The 15,763-nt window shown below is 70.1% G+C and carries 14 protein-coding genes and 1 pseudogene; 9 read left to right on the forward strand and 6 right to left on the reverse strand.

What is annotated here, in order from left to right; translation table 11 throughout:
• Positions 1–21: 21 nt before the first annotated feature.
• From AB0C75_RS16835 to AB0C75_RS16845, 3 genes are read right to left on the reverse strand one after another with little or no spacing between them, the layout of a single operon-like run.
• Positions 22–831: an SAM-dependent methyltransferase gene (locus AB0C75_RS16835; RefSeq protein ID WP_362891375.1), complete on the reverse strand. Its 810-nt coding sequence runs from the start codon at positions 829–831 to the stop codon at positions 22–24.
• 51 nt (positions 832–882) lie between these two features.
• Positions 883–1,587 (reverse strand): glycerophosphodiester phosphodiesterase, encoded by a 705-nt coding sequence (locus tag AB0C75_RS16840; protein WP_362891377.1) that lies wholly within the window; start codon positions 1,585–1,587, stop codon positions 883–885.
• Between the two features lie 22 nt (positions 1,588–1,609).
• A complete protein-coding gene (locus tag AB0C75_RS16845) occupies positions 1,610–2,644 on the reverse strand; it encodes an adenosine deaminase (protein ID WP_362891379.1) in 1,035 nt (344 codons plus the stop codon).
• 120 nt (positions 2,645–2,764) lie between these two features.
• On the opposite strand from AB0C75_RS16845, the gene AB0C75_RS16850 reads away from it, so the two are divergent.
• The gene (locus tag AB0C75_RS16850; protein ID WP_362891381.1) at positions 2,765–3,475 is read left to right on the forward strand and encodes a DUF4190 domain-containing protein; all 711 of its coding nucleotides are present in this window, start codon (positions 2,765–2,767) and stop codon (positions 3,473–3,475) included.
• A 69-nt stretch (positions 3,476–3,544) separates the two neighbouring features.
• Here the strand turns inward: AB0C75_RS16850 and AB0C75_RS16855 are convergent, their stop codons facing one another.
• Positions 3,545–4,084, reverse strand: a complete 540-nt coding sequence (locus AB0C75_RS16855) for an NADAR family protein (RefSeq protein ID WP_362891527.1) — start codon at positions 4,082–4,084, stop codon at positions 3,545–3,547.
• 217 nt (positions 4,085–4,301) lie between these two features.
• Between AB0C75_RS16855 and AB0C75_RS16860 the strand changes: the two genes are divergently transcribed.
• The 8 genes and pseudogenes from AB0C75_RS16860 to AB0C75_RS16895 form a co-directional block, all read left to right on the forward strand.
• A complete protein-coding gene (locus tag AB0C75_RS16860; RefSeq protein ID WP_362891383.1) occupies positions 4,302–5,816 on the forward strand; it encodes a gamma-aminobutyraldehyde dehydrogenase in 1,515 nt (504 codons plus the stop codon).
• Between the two features lie 49 nt (positions 5,817–5,865).
• Positions 5,866–7,116, forward strand: coding sequence for a spermidine/putrescine ABC transporter substrate-binding protein (locus tag AB0C75_RS16865; protein ID WP_362891529.1), 1,251 nt, complete (start codon positions 5,866–5,868; stop codon positions 7,114–7,116).
• 60 nt (positions 7,117–7,176) lie between these two features.
• On the forward strand, positions 7,177–8,364 hold the full coding sequence (locus AB0C75_RS16870; RefSeq protein WP_362891385.1) for an ABC transporter ATP-binding protein: 1,188 nt from the start codon (positions 7,177–7,179) through the stop codon (positions 8,362–8,364).
• A complete protein-coding gene (locus AB0C75_RS16875; protein ID WP_362891387.1) occupies positions 8,361–9,284 on the forward strand; it encodes an ABC transporter permease in 924 nt (307 codons plus the stop codon). Before AB0C75_RS16870 ends, AB0C75_RS16875 begins: the two co-directional genes overlap by 4 nt.
• On the forward strand, positions 9,284–10,090 hold the full coding sequence (locus AB0C75_RS16880) for an ABC transporter permease (RefSeq protein ID WP_362891389.1): 807 nt from the start codon (positions 9,284–9,286) through the stop codon (positions 10,088–10,090). Before AB0C75_RS16875 ends, AB0C75_RS16880 begins: the two co-directional genes overlap by 1 nt.
• A gap of 19 nt (positions 10,091–10,109) precedes the next feature.
• The gene (locus tag AB0C75_RS16885) at positions 10,110–11,525 is read left to right on the forward strand and encodes an FAD-dependent oxidoreductase (RefSeq protein WP_362891391.1); all 1,416 of its coding nucleotides are present in this window, start codon (positions 10,110–10,112) and stop codon (positions 11,523–11,525) included.
• Between the two features lie 151 nt (positions 11,526–11,676).
• Positions 11,677–12,138 carry a hypothetical protein gene (locus AB0C75_RS16890; RefSeq protein ID WP_362891393.1) on the forward strand — a complete coding sequence of 154 codons (462 nt, stop codon included), beginning with the start codon at positions 11,677–11,679 and terminating at the stop codon, positions 12,136–12,138.
• Between the two features lie 103 nt (positions 12,139–12,241).
• Positions 12,242–13,411: pseudogene (locus tag AB0C75_RS16895) on the forward strand (chitinase); the annotation flags it as partial.
• On the opposite strand, the gene AB0C75_RS16900 reads toward AB0C75_RS16895, so the two are convergent.
• Together AB0C75_RS16900 and gabT are read right to left on the reverse strand one after the other, a co-directional pair.
• Complete coding sequence (locus AB0C75_RS16900; RefSeq protein WP_362891395.1) at positions 13,396–13,956, reverse strand: phosphatase PAP2 family protein; 561 nt, start codon at positions 13,954–13,956, stop codon at positions 13,396–13,398. The pseudogene AB0C75_RS16895 and the gene AB0C75_RS16900 overlap by 16 nt on opposite strands.
• A 397-nt stretch (positions 13,957–14,353) precedes the next feature.
• The gene (gabT, locus tag AB0C75_RS16905; RefSeq protein WP_362891396.1) at positions 14,354–15,694 is read right to left on the reverse strand and encodes a 4-aminobutyrate--2-oxoglutarate transaminase; all 1,341 of its coding nucleotides are present in this window, start codon (positions 15,692–15,694) and stop codon (positions 14,354–14,356) included.
• Positions 15,695–15,763 lie beyond the last annotated feature (69 nt).

Below are 15,763 nucleotides of genomic sequence, written 5' to 3' on the forward strand. Positions count from 1 at the left end.
GCGGCCCTCGTATTCCGCTCCTCAGCGTTTGTGGCCCACCGCCCCGAACTGGGCCACCTCGGGCGTCCTGCTCGCCGCCGCGCCCGCCCGCCAGCGGGAGCAGGACACGATGCCCGGCTCCAGGATGTCCAGCCCGTCGAGGAACGAAGCGAACTCGGAACGGCTGCGCGCGGTGATCGGCGGGGTGGCGTTCTCGTTCCAGAAGCGCATCGCGGCCTCGTTGCCCTCGCCGCCCAGTTCGAGCGTGGGATGCGTGAGCACCAGATGGCTGCCGGAGGGCAGGGCGTCCATCAGCTTCGTCACGATGCTCCGCGCCTCGTCCGTGTCCAGGACGAAGTTGAGGATCCCCAGCATCATCACCGCGACCGGGCGCCCCAGGTCCAGGGTCCTTCCGGCCGCGCGCAGGATCCGCTCAGGATGGCGGGCGTCGGCCTCGATGTACTCGGTGGCGCCCTCCGGCGAGCTGGTCAGCAGCGAACGGGCGTGGGCCAGGACGATCGGGTCGTTGTCGACGTAGACGACCCGCGCGTCGGGCGCCGTGTGCTGGGCGACCTCGTGGGTGTTCTCCGCGGTCGGCAGTCCGGTGCCTATGTCCAGGAACTGCCCGATGCCCGCGTCACCGGCCAGATGACGCACCACCCGGCCCAGGAACGCCCTGTCCGCCCGGGCCACTTCGCCGATGCTCGGATACATGCCGGTGACCCGGTCGCCCACCACACGATCGACGGGATAGTGGTCGCCGCCGCCCAGCCAGTAGTTCCACACCCGGGCGTTGTGGGCGATGTCGGCACGGACACGGGCGGGTGCGGTACGGGGACCGGGCTCGGTCACGTCTGCTCCTGGGATCACGGACGGTACGGACCGCCCATGATGCCGGAAGGATCAACGGGCGCCCACGGACGGGGAGTTCACCAACTGGGCTCGGAGCGCGTCGATCCGGTTGGTGGTGATCGAGTCGGCGCCGTAGGAGAGGAGCCGGCGCATGGTGCGCCGGGTGTCCACCGTCCAGGCGGACACCAGCAGCCCGTCGGAGTGGATACGGTCGGCCAGCTCACGGCTCAGCAGCCCGAAACGGTAGTTCAGCCAGCGTGGACGCACCGCTTCGAGCAGCACCGGGCGCGGGGGCGCGAGCGTCGTCCAGGTCAGCGCGATCTCGGCGGAGGGATCGGCCGCGCGCACCTTCAGCATCGCGTGCGAGTCGGCGCAGTAGTACACCCGCTCGCTCGCCCCGCACTCCCGCACCACCCCGACGGTCTCCCGTACGCAGGTGTCGGTCGCGCCGGGCAGGTCGACCATGACCCGCCGGTCGCCGGCGGCGGACAGCGCGTCACGCAGGGTCGGCACCCCGCCGCCGGTCCTCTCCAGCAACTCCCGGTGGTCCAGCCGGTCGACGCGTACGTCGTGGCCCCACAGGCGTTCCAGCGTGGAGTCGTGGAGCAGCACGGGCACCCTGTCCCGGGTGACGCGGACATCCATCTCGACCGCGTCCGCCCCCCGGTCCACGGCGGACCGGATCGAGGGGAGGGTGTTCTCGCGGGCACGGTAGGGGTCGCCGCGGTGCGCCACGGCGGTGACAGTGAGGGTCATGAGGCCATTGTGACCGGCGGAGTCACCGGGCGGGAGCCTCCAGCCAGTTCGTCGTGTACGTGTCGATCTCGGCGGCCAGCGTCCGCTTGCCCGCCGGGTCGAGGAAGGAGGCCTCCACGGCGTTCTTCGCGAGGCCGGCCACTCCTCGCTCGTCCAGGCCCAGCAGCCGGGCCGCCACCGCGTACTCGTTGTTGAGGTCGGTGCCGAACATGGGCGGGTCGTCGCTGTTGACCGTGACCAGGACGCCGGCCTCGACCATCTCCCGTATCGGGTGGCGCTCGATGTCCGTGACCGCCCGGGTGGCGATGTTCGACGTGGGGCAGACCTCCAGCGCGATGCGATGCTCGGCGAGATGGTCCAGCAGCTTCGGATCCTGGGTGGAGCTGGTGCCGTGGCCGATGCGCTCGGCGCGCAGCGCGGTGAGCGCGTCCCAGACGGTCCCGGGGCCCGTGGTCTCCCCGGCGTGCGGGACGGAGTGCAGGCCCTCGGCGATCGCACGGTCGAAGTAGGGCTTGAACTGCGGGCGGTCCACCCCGACCTCGGGTCCGCCCAGGCCGAAGGAGACCAGGCCCTCGGGCCGCAGGTCGACCGCGAGCCGGGTCGTCTCATCGGCGGCTTCCAGGCCGGCCTCGCCCGGGATGTCGAAGCACCAGCGCAGGACGGTGCCGAGCTCGGCCTCGGCCGCCTTGCGGGCGTCCTCGATGGCCTCCATGAAGCCCTGTTCGGGGATCCCGCGGCGGGTCGAGCTGAACGGGGTCACGGTCAGCTCCGCGTACCGGATGTTCTGCCGTGCCATGTCCCGGGCGATCTCGAAGGTCAGCAGCCGCACGTCCTCGGGTGTGCGGACCAGGTCCACCACCGAGAGATAGACGTCGATGAAGTGCCCGAAGTCGGTGAAGGTGAAGAAGTCCGACAGCGCCTCCGGGTCCGTGGGGACCTTGGAGTCGGGGTGGTGGGCCGCCAGTTCGGCCACGATGCGCGGTGAGGCCGACCCGACGTGGTGGACGTGGAGCTCGGCCTTGGGCAGCCCCGCGATGAAGGGGTGCAGATCGTTCATCGGATACTCCCGGATCTCTGTTCTCGGCCGGGTGTCACCGGCTGCACCGATCATCGTAGGCGGGGGCTCTGACGTCGGGTGTCTGGCCGTAGCATGGCGGGACCACGATGGGGGAGGCCCATGTCAGACAACACACAGCAGCCCGGGGGCGAGGACGCGCGGCGCGACCCGTGGGCTCCGCCGGACACCAGGGCCGACCTCGGCAAGAAGCCAGCCGACGCGGCTCCGCCCGCCGTGCACAACCAGCCCACGGTCACATCCATGCCGAGCGCCGACGGGGGCACCGGGCCGATACCCGGACCTGCCGGGTCCTTCGGCCCGCAGGAACCCCCGGTGCCCGCACCGCCGGTCGGGCCGAACGGCCCGGGACAGCAGGGGCAGTACGGCTATCCGGCCCCTCCCGCCGCGCCCTCGGCGCCGTACGGCTACCCGGCAGCACCCGCCGCACCCTCGGCGTCCTACGGTTACCCGGGATACCCGGGCTACGGCGGCCAGCAGTCCTGGGGCCCGGCACCGGCGAACGGACTGGGGATCGCCGCGATGGTCCTCGGGATCATCGCGGTGGCCGGCTTCTGCATGTGGGGCTTCGGCATCGTCCTGGGCATCCTCGCCCTGATCTTCGGCATCGTCGGCCGGGGCCGCGCCAGGCGCGGCGAGGCGACCAACCCGGGCATGGCGCTCGCCGGGATCATCCTGGGGTCGATCTCGATCGTCATCAGCGCGGTCTTCCTCGGATTCCTGATCTGGGCCGTCGCCAACGACGATTCGAGCAGTCCCTACGACTACAACGACCCGTACTCCACCTCACTGGTCGTCGGCACCTCCCGCTGACCCGGGTGAGCGACCGCCCGTGGACGGGCCGGGGGAAGCAGTGTGCCCCGGCCCGGCCCACGGGTCGTGTCACCCCGCGCGCAGCCGCGTACGCGCCTCCATGAGCGCGAAGCCCAGCAGATTCAGCCCCCGCCAGGACGCGGGGTTCGCGGTCCGCGGATCGTCCTTGGCGAGTCCGATGCCCCATATCCGGTCCACCGGGCTGGCCTCGACGAGCACGCGCTCACCTGTGCCGAGCAGATACGTCCGCAGTGCCGGGTCCTGACCGAACTTGTGCACGCTGCCCTCGACGACCAGACCGAACCGCTCCCGCACCCATACAGCCTCGTCGAAGCCCCTGACCCGCCGGCCCACGTTCTTCGACGCCGCCGGACTGCCCGCCGCCACGGCCGCGGCCTCCGCCTCCGCGTCCCCGAAGAGCCGCGCCTTGCCGGCCATCATCCAGTGCTCGGCCGAGGCGTAGGTCACCGATCCGACCGTGAACGGCGCGGGCCACCACTGGCTGAGGCAGCTCTCCCCGAGCCTGCCGTCACGGCGGGGCCGATGCCCCCAGAACGGCAGGTACTTCACCCTCTTCCCACGGGCCGCGCGTGCCCGCAGGGCATCCATCTGCTCCTGTCCCATGGCAGCCGAGTCTGGCATCCGCCACTGACAGCCGGTACTGGGTTTTCCGTCACCGCGAGACACTCTGTCGACAGATTCCGTCGCGTAACCAAAAGGAAACAACGGAATCCCTTGTTGGTGGCGGTGCCCTCTGTCAGGATCGGCACTCAATTCGAGAAGTAGCTACGCCGCCCTCGTACACGGGGCAGCGGAGGAGTACGTCATGGGCAACGGATTCCAGGTGCAGGACCGCTTCGCCGGAGGCGCGCAGTACATCGGCGGACGGCTGCGCCCCGGCACTTCGGGACGCCACCAGGACGTGGTGGACCCGGCGACGGGCAGCACGGTCCACCGCTACGAACTCGCGGGCACCGATGACGTCGACGCCGCCGTGGCCGCCGCCCAGGAGGCGTTCCCCGGCTGGTCGGGGCTGACCCCGGCCGAACGGTCCGACGCGCTGCACCGCTTCGCCGCCGTACTCGCGGGCGGGGCCGAGGACCTCGCGTACGCCGAATCCCTGCAGTGCGGAAAGCCCCTCAAGCTCTCCACCGAGTTCGATGTCCCCGGCACGGTCGACAACGTCTCGTTCTTCGCGGGCGCCGCCCGCCAGCTCGAAGGGAAGTCGGCCGGCGAGTACAGCGGCGACCACACCTCCTACGTGCGCCGTGAGGCCCTCGGCGTCATCGGCTCCGTCGCCCCCTGGAACTACCCGCTCCAGATGGCCGCCTGGAAGATCCTCCCGGCCGTCGCCGCGGGCAACACCATCGTGCTGAAGCCCTCCGAGATCACACCGTTGACCTCGCTGATGTTCGCGCAGGCGGCCACGGAGGCCGGCATCCCCGACGGCGTCATCAACATCGTCTCCGGCGCGGGGCAGGACGCGGGCGAGCACCTCGTGAGCCACCCCGACGTCGTGATGACCTCCTTCACCGGATCCACCGCCGTCGGCAAGCGGGTCGCCGCGCTCGCCACATCGACCGTCAAGCGCCTGCATCTGGAACTCGGCGGCAAGGCACCCTTCCTCGTGTTCGACGACGCCGATCTGGAGGCCGCCGTCCACGGGGCGGTCGCCGGAGCGCTCATCAACACCGGCCAGGACTGCACGGCCGCCACCCGCGCCTACGTCCAGCGCCCCCTCCTTGACGCGTTCGTGAGCGGGGTCGCCGCCCTGATGGAGAGCGTCCGGCTCGGTGACCCCTTCGACCCCTCGACGGACCTCGGCCCGCTGGTCAGCCGTCAGCAGCGCGACCGCGTCGCCGCGATCGTCGACCGGGCCCGCGCCTACGCCACGGTCGTCACCGGCGGCGAGGCCCCCGGAGGCGCACTCGCCGACGGCGCCTACTACCGGCCGACCCTGATCACCGACGCGGCCCAGGACAGCGAGATCGTCAGCTCCGAGATCTTCGGACCCGTCCTGGTCGTGCTGCCCTTCGACACCGACGACGAGGGAATCCGCCTCGCCAACGACACCCCGTACGGACTGGCCGCCTCCGCGTGGAGCACCGGTCTGTACCGGGCCAACCGCGCCACCCGTGAACTCAGGGCGGGCTGCGTGTGGATCAACGACCACATCCCGATCATCAGCGAGATGCCGCACGGCGGATACCGGGCCAGCGGCTTCGGCAAGGACATGTCGTCGTACTCCTTCGAGGAGTACACGCAGGTCAAGCACGTCATGTACGACAACACCGCGGTGGCGAGGAAGGACTGGCACCGCACCGTCTTCGGGGACCGATAGAAGCGGGCCGCCGGCCGGCGGCCCCACCCACCCGGAAGGGCACATGCGTATGGAGCAGTACGAGCCCGAGCGCCTCTCCGCGCCACAGCTGGCCGCCATGAGGCGCAGCCTCACCGACGGCAGGGGTGCGCTCACCCGCCGCTCGCTTCTGAGGGCGTCGGGCACGGGAGCCCTCGCGCTCGGCGGCCTCGGGGCGCTGAGCGCGTGCGGGATCCCGCCCGCCCAGCGGGAAGGGGACGCCGCGGCGGCCTCCGGCGACCACTCGGCAAAGGAGAAGCGGATCAGCTTCTCCAACTGGACCGAGTACATGGACGTCGGCGAGGACGGGAAGCGCCGTCCCACCCTGGACGCGTTCACGAAACGCACCGGGATCAAGGTCAAGTACACCGAGGACATCAACGACAACGTCGAGTTCTTCGGGAAGATCAAGCCCCAGCTCGCGGCGGGTCAGGACACCGGCCGTGACCTCGTCATCGTGACGGACTGGCTGGCCGCACGCATCATCCGGCTCGGCTGGGCGCAGAAGCTCGACCCCACCAACCTCCCGCACGCCTTCGCGAACCTCTCGGCCCAGTTCCGCAGGCCCGACTGGGACCCGGGGCGGGCCTACTCCTATCCGTGGACCGGTATCCCGACCGTCATCGCCTACAACGAGAAGGCGACCGGCGGCCGGAAGGTCGACTCCGTCACCCAGCTGCTCGACGACCCCCGGCTCAAGGGCAAGGTCTCCTTCCTCTCCGAGATGCGCGACTCGGTCGGCATGACGCTCCTCGACATGGGCAAGGACCCCGCGTCGTTCACCGACGCCGACTTCGACGCGGCCCTCGGACGGATGCAGAAGGGCGTCGCCACCAAGCAGATACGCCGCTTCACCGGCAACGACTACACCGCGGACCTGAGCAAGGGGGACATCGCGGCCTGTGTGGCCTGGGCGGGCGACATCATCCAGCTCCAGAACGACAATCCGGCGATCAAGTACTCGATCCCTTCCGCCGGTTACATCACGTCGAGCGACAACATGCTGATCCCGGCCGGAGCACGGCACAGGACGAACGCCGAGAAGCTCATGGACTACTACTACGAGCCCCCGGTCGCGGCGGAGCTGGCCGCCTACATCAACTACGTCTGCCCGGTGGACGGGGTCGCCGGCGAACTGGCGAAGATCGACGCGTCGATGGCGTCGAACACGCTGATCCTCCCCGACAGGGCGATGGTCGCGAAGTCGCGGGCCTTCCGCTCCCTCAGCCCCGACGAAGAGACGGCGTACGAGGCGAAGTTCGCCAAGCTCATCGGCGCCTGACCCGCACGAGAGGCCCTAGTCACCTCCCGATCACCCCCGACACCACTGGGACCGCGACCCATGACACAGCAGCAGACAGAGGGCGGCGATGTCCGTCTCACCGGGATCAGCAAGACCTACGGCTCCTTCACCGCAGTGCACCCCCTCGACCTGACCGTCCCCCGGGGCTCCTTCTTCGCCCTGCTCGGCGCTTCCGGCTGCGGCAAGACCACCACCCTGCGCATGATCGCGGGCCTGGAGGACGCCACCACCGGCACGGTCTCGCTCGGCGGCCGTGACATCACGGGCCTGCCCCCGTACAAACGGCCCGTCAACACCGTCTTCCAGAGCTACGCGCTCTTCCCGCACCTCGATGTCACCGAGAACATCGCCTTCGGGCTCCGCCGCCGCGGCATCAAGTCCGTGACGAAGCAGGTCGGCGAGATGCTGGACCTCGTCCAGCTCGGCGACTTCGCCCGGCGCAAGCCGCACCAGCTCTCCGGCGGCCAGCAGCAGCGTGTCGCCGTGGCCCGCGCGCTCATCAACCACCCGCAGGTCCTCCTCCTCGACGAGCCCCTGGGCGCCCTCGACCTCAAGCTGCGCCGCCGGATGCAGCTCGAACTCAAGCGGATCCAGACCGAGGTCGGCATCACCTTCGTCCATGTCACCCACGACCAGGAGGAGGCCATGACCATGGCCGACACCGTCGCGGTGATGAACGGCGGCCGGGTCGAACAACTCGGCGCGCCCGCCGACCTGTACGAGAACCCGGCGACCACCTTCGTGGCCAACTTCCTCGGCACCTCCAACCTCATCGAGGGGGAGGTCGTCTCCCCGGGGGCGGGCACGGGCGCCGGCACGGATGTCGTCGTCGCGGCCGGCGGCGGGAAGCTCAGGCTGCCCGGCGGGCGATGTCCCTCCCCGGCCGGGAGCGGAGGGAAGCTGCTCGTGGGCGTCCGCCCCGAGAAGATCTCGCTCGCGCACACCGACGACGCGGCGGCGATACCGGGCGGCCGGAACCGGGTCACCGGCCGCATCACCGACTCCAGCTTCATCGGAGTCTCCACCCAGTACGTCGTCGAGAGCCCGGCCGGCACCGCGCTCCAGGTCTACGAGCAGAACATCGAGCGCGACAGCAGGCTCGTGCCCGGCGCCGATGTCGTCCTGCACTGGAACCCCGAGCACACCTTCGGACTCGACGCGGCCCAGTCCATCGACGCCGGTGTGGCCTCAGCCGCCGGAGCGGACGGCCGGGAGGCGGCGGCGTGAGCGTCACCGACGCGCCGCCGGCGCACCCCGCCGAAGCCGAGATCCGTAAGCCCTCCGTCCGCAGGCGGCTCGTGCCCTACTGGCTGCTGCTCCCCGGCATCCTGTGGCTGGTCGTCTTCTTCGCGCTGCCGATGGTCTACCAGGCGTCGACCTCCGTACAGACCGGATCCCTGGAGAAGGGCTTCGAGGTCACCTGGCACCTCCGGACGTACTGGGACGCCTTCGCCGACTACTACCCGCAGTTCATCAGGTCCCTGCTGTACGCGGGCACCGCCACGCTCCTGTGCCTGCTGCTCGGCTACCCGCTCGCGTATCTGATCGCCTTCAAGGCGGGCCGCTGGCGCAACCTGGTGCTCGTGCTGGTCATCGCACCGTTCTTCACCAGCTTCCTGATCAGGACGCTGGCCTGGAAGACCATCCTCGCGGACGGCGGCGCGGTCGTCGACGCGCTGAACACCCTGCATGTCCTGGACGTCACCGCGTGGCTCGGCTGGACCGAGAACAACCGGATCCTGGCCACGCCGATGGCCGTCGTCTGCGGTCTGACGTACAACTTCCTGCCGTTCATGATCCTTCCGCTCTACACCTCGCTGGAACGCATCGACGGCCGGCTGCACGAGGCCGCGGGCGATCTGTACGCCACACCCGCCACCACCTTCCGCAAGGTGACGCTGCCGCTGTCCATGCCCGGCGTCGTCTCCGGCACCCTGCTGACCTTCATCCCGGCCAGCGGCGACTACGTCAACGCGGAACTCCTCGGCTCCACCGACACCAAGATGGTCGGCAGCGTCATCCAGACCCAGTTCCTGCGGGTCCTGGACTACCCGACGGCGGCCGCGCTCTCGTTCATCCTCATGGCGGTCGTCCTGCTCGTGGTCACCGTCTACATCCGCCGCTCCGGGACGGAGGACCTGGTCTGATGTCCGTACTCCGTACGCTCCGCCGGAACCTGGTCGTGATCGCGGGCCTGCTGACGCTCGCCTACATGATCCTGCCGAACGTCGTCGTGATGGTCTTCTCCTTCAACCGGCCCAGGGGGCGCTTCAACTACGCCTGGCAGGAGTTCTCCCTGGACGCCTGGAAGGACCCCTGCGGCGTCGCCGACCTCTGCGGCTCGCTCTCGCTCTCACTGCGGATCGCGGTCTGGGCGACCGTCGGCGCGACCGTGCTCGGCACGATGATCGCCTTCGCGCTGGTCCGCTACCGCTTCAGGGCCCGAGGCGCGATCAACTCGCTGATCTTCCTGCCGATGGCGATGCCCGAGGTCGTCATGGCGGCCTCGCTGCTCACGCTCTTCCTCAACATGGGCGCCGAGCTCGGCTTCTGGACCGTCCTGATCGCCCACATCATGTTCTGCCTCAGCTTCGTGGTGACCGCCGTCAAGGCGCGTGTGATGTCGATGGACCCGAGGCTGGAGGAGGCCGCCCGCGACCTGTACGCCGGCCCGGTGCAGACTTTCGTCCGGGTGACACTCCCGATCGCCGCCCCGGGAATCGCCGCGGGAGCCCTGCTCGCTTTCGCGCTCTCCTTCGACGATTTCATCATCACCAATTTCAACGCGGGCTCCACGGTGACGTTCCCCATGTTCGTGTGGGGATCGGCGCAGCGTGGAACACCTGTGCAGATCAACGTCATCGGTACGGCCATGTTCGTCATCGCCGTGACGGTGGTTCTCGCCGGACAGCTCATCGCCAACCGGCGCAGGAGCAACGCGGGACATCGATAACCCGAAGGAGTTGGAAAACATGGCACCGGATGCCATGCGTACCGCCGCACAGTCTCTCTCCGACGCGCGTCCCCTGTCCTACTGGCTCGACGATCCGGGAAGGCCCGTCGCCCGCCCCGCGCTGACCGGCGACGAGCGGTGCGATCTCCTGGTCGTCGGCGGCGGCTACAGCGGGCTGTGGACCGCGCTGATCGCCAAGGAGCGTGACCCGGGGCGCGATGTCGTGCTCATCGAGGGCGACGAGGTGGGCTGGGCCGCTTCGGGGCGCAACGGTGGATTCTGCGCGGCCTCGCTGACCCACGGCCTGGCCAACGGCCTGGAGCGCTGGCCGGAGGAGATCGGGAAGCTGGAGGAGCTGGGCGCGCGCAATCTCGACGCCATCGAGGCCGCCGTCACCCGCTACGCCATCGACTGCGACTTCGAGCGCACCGGCGAGATCGATGTGGCCACGCAGCCCCACCAGCTCGAAGAACTGCGGGAATGGCAGCGCAGGACCGAGGAACTCGGCCTCGGGGGGATGGAGCTCCTCGACCGGGACCAGGTGCGCGCCGAAGTCGACTCACCGACATTCCTGGGCGGTCTGCTGGACCGGCACGGCGTCGCCATGCTGCACCCGGCGAAGCTCGCCTGGGGCCTGAAAGAGGCCTGCGCCGGTCTCGGCGTACGGATCTACGAGCACACCCGCGGCCTCGAACTCGCCCGGTCGGGCGCGGGCATCGCGGTGCGCACCCCGTACGGCAGGGTGTTCGCGCGTGACGTCGCCCTCGGCACGAACGTCTTCCCCTCGCTGGTGAGGCGGGTGCGCCCGTACACGGTCCCGGTGTACGACTACGCGCTGATGACGGAGCCCCTGAGCGCGGAGCGTCTCGCCTCGGTCGGCTGGCACAACCGACAGGGACTGGGTGACAGCGCCAACCAGTTCCACTATTTCCGGCTCTCCGCCGACAACCGGATCCTGTGGGGCGGGTATGACGCCGTCTATCCGTACGGAGGCCGGCTGAATTCCTCGCTCGACCAGCGTCCCGAGACCTTTCTGAAGCTCGCCCGCCATTTCTTCGCGTGCTTCCCCCAGCTCTCCGGAGTGCGTTTCAGCCATGCCTGGGGCGGGGCGATCGACACCTGTTCCCGCTTCTCCGCGTTCTTCGGTACGGCCCACCGCGGCCGGGTCGCGTACGCCGCCGGGTACACGGGTCTGGGCGTCGGGGCCACCCGCTTCGGGGCCGAGGTCATGCTCGACCTGCTGTCGGGCCGGGAGACCGGGCGGACCGCTCTGCGGATGGTCCGCTCCAAGCCGGTGCCCTTTCCGCCCGAGCCGTTCGCCTGGACCGGGATCGAGATCACCAAGAGGTCCATGGCGCGGGCGGACAGCCATGGAGGCCACCGCGATCTGTGGCTGCGGACCATGGACCGGCTGGGGCTCGGCTTCGACAGCTGAGGCCGGCCCGCCGCGGTGGTGAGCCCGGGTGACCCAGCTCACCATCGATCGGTGGCGGAACCCGCGTCATGATGCGGGGCCCGCCCGCTCTCTCCCGTACACGCGCCGGCAGGACCCCCTGCAGGTGCCCGCGGGGAGAGGGAGGCAGTCCATGGCCGGCACGAGGGCAAAGGCCGCGGTCGCTTGGCTCGCATCGGTGGCAACGGATCCGAGGGCCTGCCGGAGGGAATGGGAGCGCGACCCTCAGGGGATGGCGCTCCTGCCCGCCGGAAAACGCTGGGACGTGCTGGTCGTTCCAGCGGATCTCGGCTATCCCACGCTCGATGTGCTGACCCGGCTGCTCGACAGGCCGGGGCCCGTCCTCGCGGACTTCGGCGACTCCCGGATGGGTTTCTTCGTGCCCCCGGGAACAGCGGCCCGCTGGATCGGGACGGGAATCCGCGGCGTCGGCGAGGGGGCGTGGATCGTCGTCCCGCTGCCGGGCAGCACCGTGGGCGCGGTGCGATGGCTGATCCCGCCGGACGGCTCGGGCACGCTCACCGACGCGAGCCTTCTGGAGCTGGCCCTGCACGAGGCGGCGGCGGCCCGGGGCGCACGCGGCGGCGGGGAGTGAGGTGCCGCCAGAGGTCTTGACAACCCGATTGGTCTGGACCATGTTGTGCGCACCGTTCAATTCCCCCTGCACGGAGGCTGTTGTGGCACGTACCGGATCGCGCACCGGACCGACCGCCCGCTTCTCGGGTCCCCTGGCCGTCCTCACGGCCGCCCTGCTCGCCGCCGGCGCTCTGACCGCGACGGCACCGGCGGCCGTGGCCGGCGACACCACGGCCACGGCGGCCACGGAAACCCGGGAAGCCGCGGACGCGGGGCTCCCGGACCACGCCCTCGTCGGCTATCTGCACTCCAGCTTCGCCAACGGCTCCGGCTACACACGGATGGCGGACGTCCCCGACTCCTGGGACGTCATCAACCTCGCCTTCGGCGAGCCGACGTCCGTCACCTCGGGCGACATCCGCTTCTCGCTCTGTCCCGCGGCCGAGTGCCCCGACGTGGAGAGCGAGGAGGAGTTCAAGGCCGCCATCAAGGAGAAGCAGGCCGCGGGGAAGAAGGTGCTCATCTCGATCGGCGGTGAGAAGGGCCAGGTGCAGCTCGCCTCGGCCGAGGCCCGCGACGCCTTCGTCTCCTCCGTCAGCGAGATCATCGACACCTACGGACTCGACGGCCTCGACATCGACTTCGAGGGCCACTCGCTCTCGCTCGACACGGACGACACCGATTTCCGCAGCCCGACGACCCCCGTCATCGTCAACCTCATCTCAGCGGTGAAGTCCCTGAAGGCCGAGTACGGCGACGACTTCGTCCTCACCATGGCCCCCGAGACCTTCTTCGTGCAGCTCGGCCACCAGTACTACGGAGCGGGCCCCTGGGGCGGCCAGGACCCGCGCGCCGGCGCCTATCTGCCCGTCATCCACGCCCTGCGCGACGACCTTTCCCTGCTGCACGTCCAGGACTACAACTCGGGCTCGATCATGGGCCTGGACGGCCAGTACCACTCGATGGGCGGCGCGGACTTCCACATCGCCATGACCGACATGCTGCTCACCGGCTTCCCCGTCGCGGGTGACGAGACCCGGGTCTTCCCGGCGCTGCGCCCCGAACAGGTCGCCTTCGGCCTCCCGGCCTCCACCCAGGCGGGCAACGGCCACACCCCGCCCGCCGAGGTCACCAAGGCGCTGAACTGCCTGACGAAGAAGACCGACTGCGGCTCGTACGAGACCCACGGCACCTGGCCGGAGCTGCGGGGTCTGATGACCTGGTCCATCAACTGGGACCGGTTCTCCGACTGGGAGTTCTCGAAGAACTTCGACGCCTACTTCGGGCGCTGAGCACCCGTCACGCCCGCCCGGAGGGCAAGCAGCACAAGACCGCCGACGCACCAGCCGGCCACCACGTCCAGCGGCCAGTGGTAGCCGCGCAGCAACAGACCGACGCTCGTCGCCGCCGTCAGCAGGACGGCGGCGACGAGCGTCACCCATGACCGCACCCATGACCGCTTCGGATACCGGGCGAGCAGCAGGGCGGCGGCCCCGTACGCCACCATCGCCGTGGTCGTGTGCCCCGACGGGTAGTAGCCCGTCGCCTCCGTCAACGGCCCCTGGCGGTCCGTCCACAGCTTCAGCGGGACGACGAGCGCCGGGACGGCGGCCATGGCCGCCACCGCGTACACCGCCGCACGCCTGGCGCGGCGCAACCAGGTGACGAGGACCGCGCAGGCCAGCACGGGAACGGCGACCTGCATATTGCCGAGATCGGCGAACAGCTCCGCGAGCCGGGTGGGTCCGCTGCCCGCCAGCTTCAGGCCGAGGCGCTCGTCGGGGCCCAGCAGCGGGCCGTCGGCCAGCACCTGCCAGGTGATCACGAGGAGAAGCACCAGCAGCGCACCGGCCGTGGGAACGAGAAGAACCGGCCACCGGGGAACAGGGGGGATTGTTCCGAGGTGGCCGGTCGGATCGGTTTGCCGCGCGCCCCGGGGGGTGTGGGGCGAGCGGCCATCCGATCGGTGAGGAGTCCCGGAGCCCGAAGCTCCAGCGGTGTGCGCGATGGCACGGCCGGTACGAAGCTGGGGGAGCCCCGTCCCGACATCACCCGCAGTCCCCTGCGGGCGGGGTGTTTCTCTCATCTGGAAAGACCGTACGTCAGAGGAAGGAGGCACCGGAAGTGACAACGGTATCCCCCCATGGCCCTCGCACACCTTCTTCACACGCCTCCACCCGGGCGCCGGTTCCCGCCGTCGGTGACGGTGACGGCGCTCAGGAGATGCGTACGCCTCAGAGCTGTGTGAACGCCTGCTCGATGATGTCCAGGCCCTCGTTCAGCAGGTCCTCGCCGATGACGAGCGGCGGCAGGAAACGCAGGACGTTGCCGTAGGTGCCGCAGGTCAGCACCAGCAGGCCCTCGGCGTGACAGGCCTTGGCCAGCGCCCCGGCGGTGGCGGCGTCGGGCTCCTTGCCGCCCGGCTTCACCAGCTCGATCGCGATCATGGCGCCCCGGCCGCGGATGTCCCCGATGGCCCCGCCGTTCGGGAGCTTCGACCGCATCTCGGCGAGGCGGCCCTTCATGACCTCCTCGATCCGCTTCGCCTTCCCGTTCAGGTCCAGCTCGCGCATCGTCTCGATGGCGCCGAGGGCACCGGCGCAGGCCACCGGGTTGCCGCCGTAGGTCCCGCCGAGGCCGCCGGCGTGGGCGGCGTCCATGATCTCGGCGCGGCCCGTCACCGCGGAGAGCGGGAGGCCGCCGGCGATGCCCTTGGCCGTGGTGATCAGGTCGGGAACGATGCCCTCGTCCTCGCAGGCGAACCACTGTCCTGTGCGGCAGAAGCCGGACTGGATCTCGTCCGCGACGAAGACGATGCCGTGCTCCTCGGCGAACCGGGCGATCTCCGGGAGGAAGCCCTTGGCGGGTTCGATGAAGCCGCCCTCGCCGAGCACCGGCTCGATGATGATCGCGGCGACGTTCTCCGCGCCGATCTGCTTGGTGATCTCGTCGATGGCCTGCGCGGACGCCTCGGCCCCCGCGTTCTCGGCGCCCGTCGGCCAGCGGTATCCGTACGCCACCGGCACGCGGTACACCTCGGGCGCGAAGGGGCCGAAGCCCTGCTTGTACGGCATGTTCTTCGCCGTCAGCGCCATCGTGAGGTTCGTCCGGCCGTGGTAGCCGTGGTCGAAGACGACGACCGCGGTGCGCTTGGTGTACGCCCGGGCGATCTTCACCGCGTTCTCGACGGCCTCGGCCCCCGAGTTGAACAGCGCCGACTTCTTGGCGTGGTCGCCGGGTGTCAGCTCGGCGAGCTGCTCACAGACCTCGACGTACCCCTCGTACGGCGTGACCATGAAACAGGTGTGGGTGAAGTCGGCGAGCTGCGCCGACGCGCGGCGTACGACCGCCTCGGCGGAGGCGCCCACCGTGGTCACGGCGATGCCGGAACCGAAGTCGATCAGCCGGTTGCCGTCCACGTCCTCGATGATTCCGCCGCCCGCCCGAGCGGCGAAGACCGGCAGTGTGGACCCCACACCCGCGGCGACCGCCGCGACACGGCGGGCCTGTAGCTCGGCCGACTTCGGGCCGGGGATGGCGGTGACGAGGCGGCGCTCCTGCGGGATGTCGGACATGCGGGGCTCCTGGGGGTGTTTCGGACGCTTCTGTTTCTGCAGGCTAGAGGCGGGTGCGGGCAGCGGTCA

It is taken from the genome of Streptomyces sp. NPDC048565, assembly GCF_040650935.1.
Taxonomy (GTDB): Bacteria; Actinomycetota; Actinomycetes; order Streptomycetales; family Streptomycetaceae; genus Streptomyces.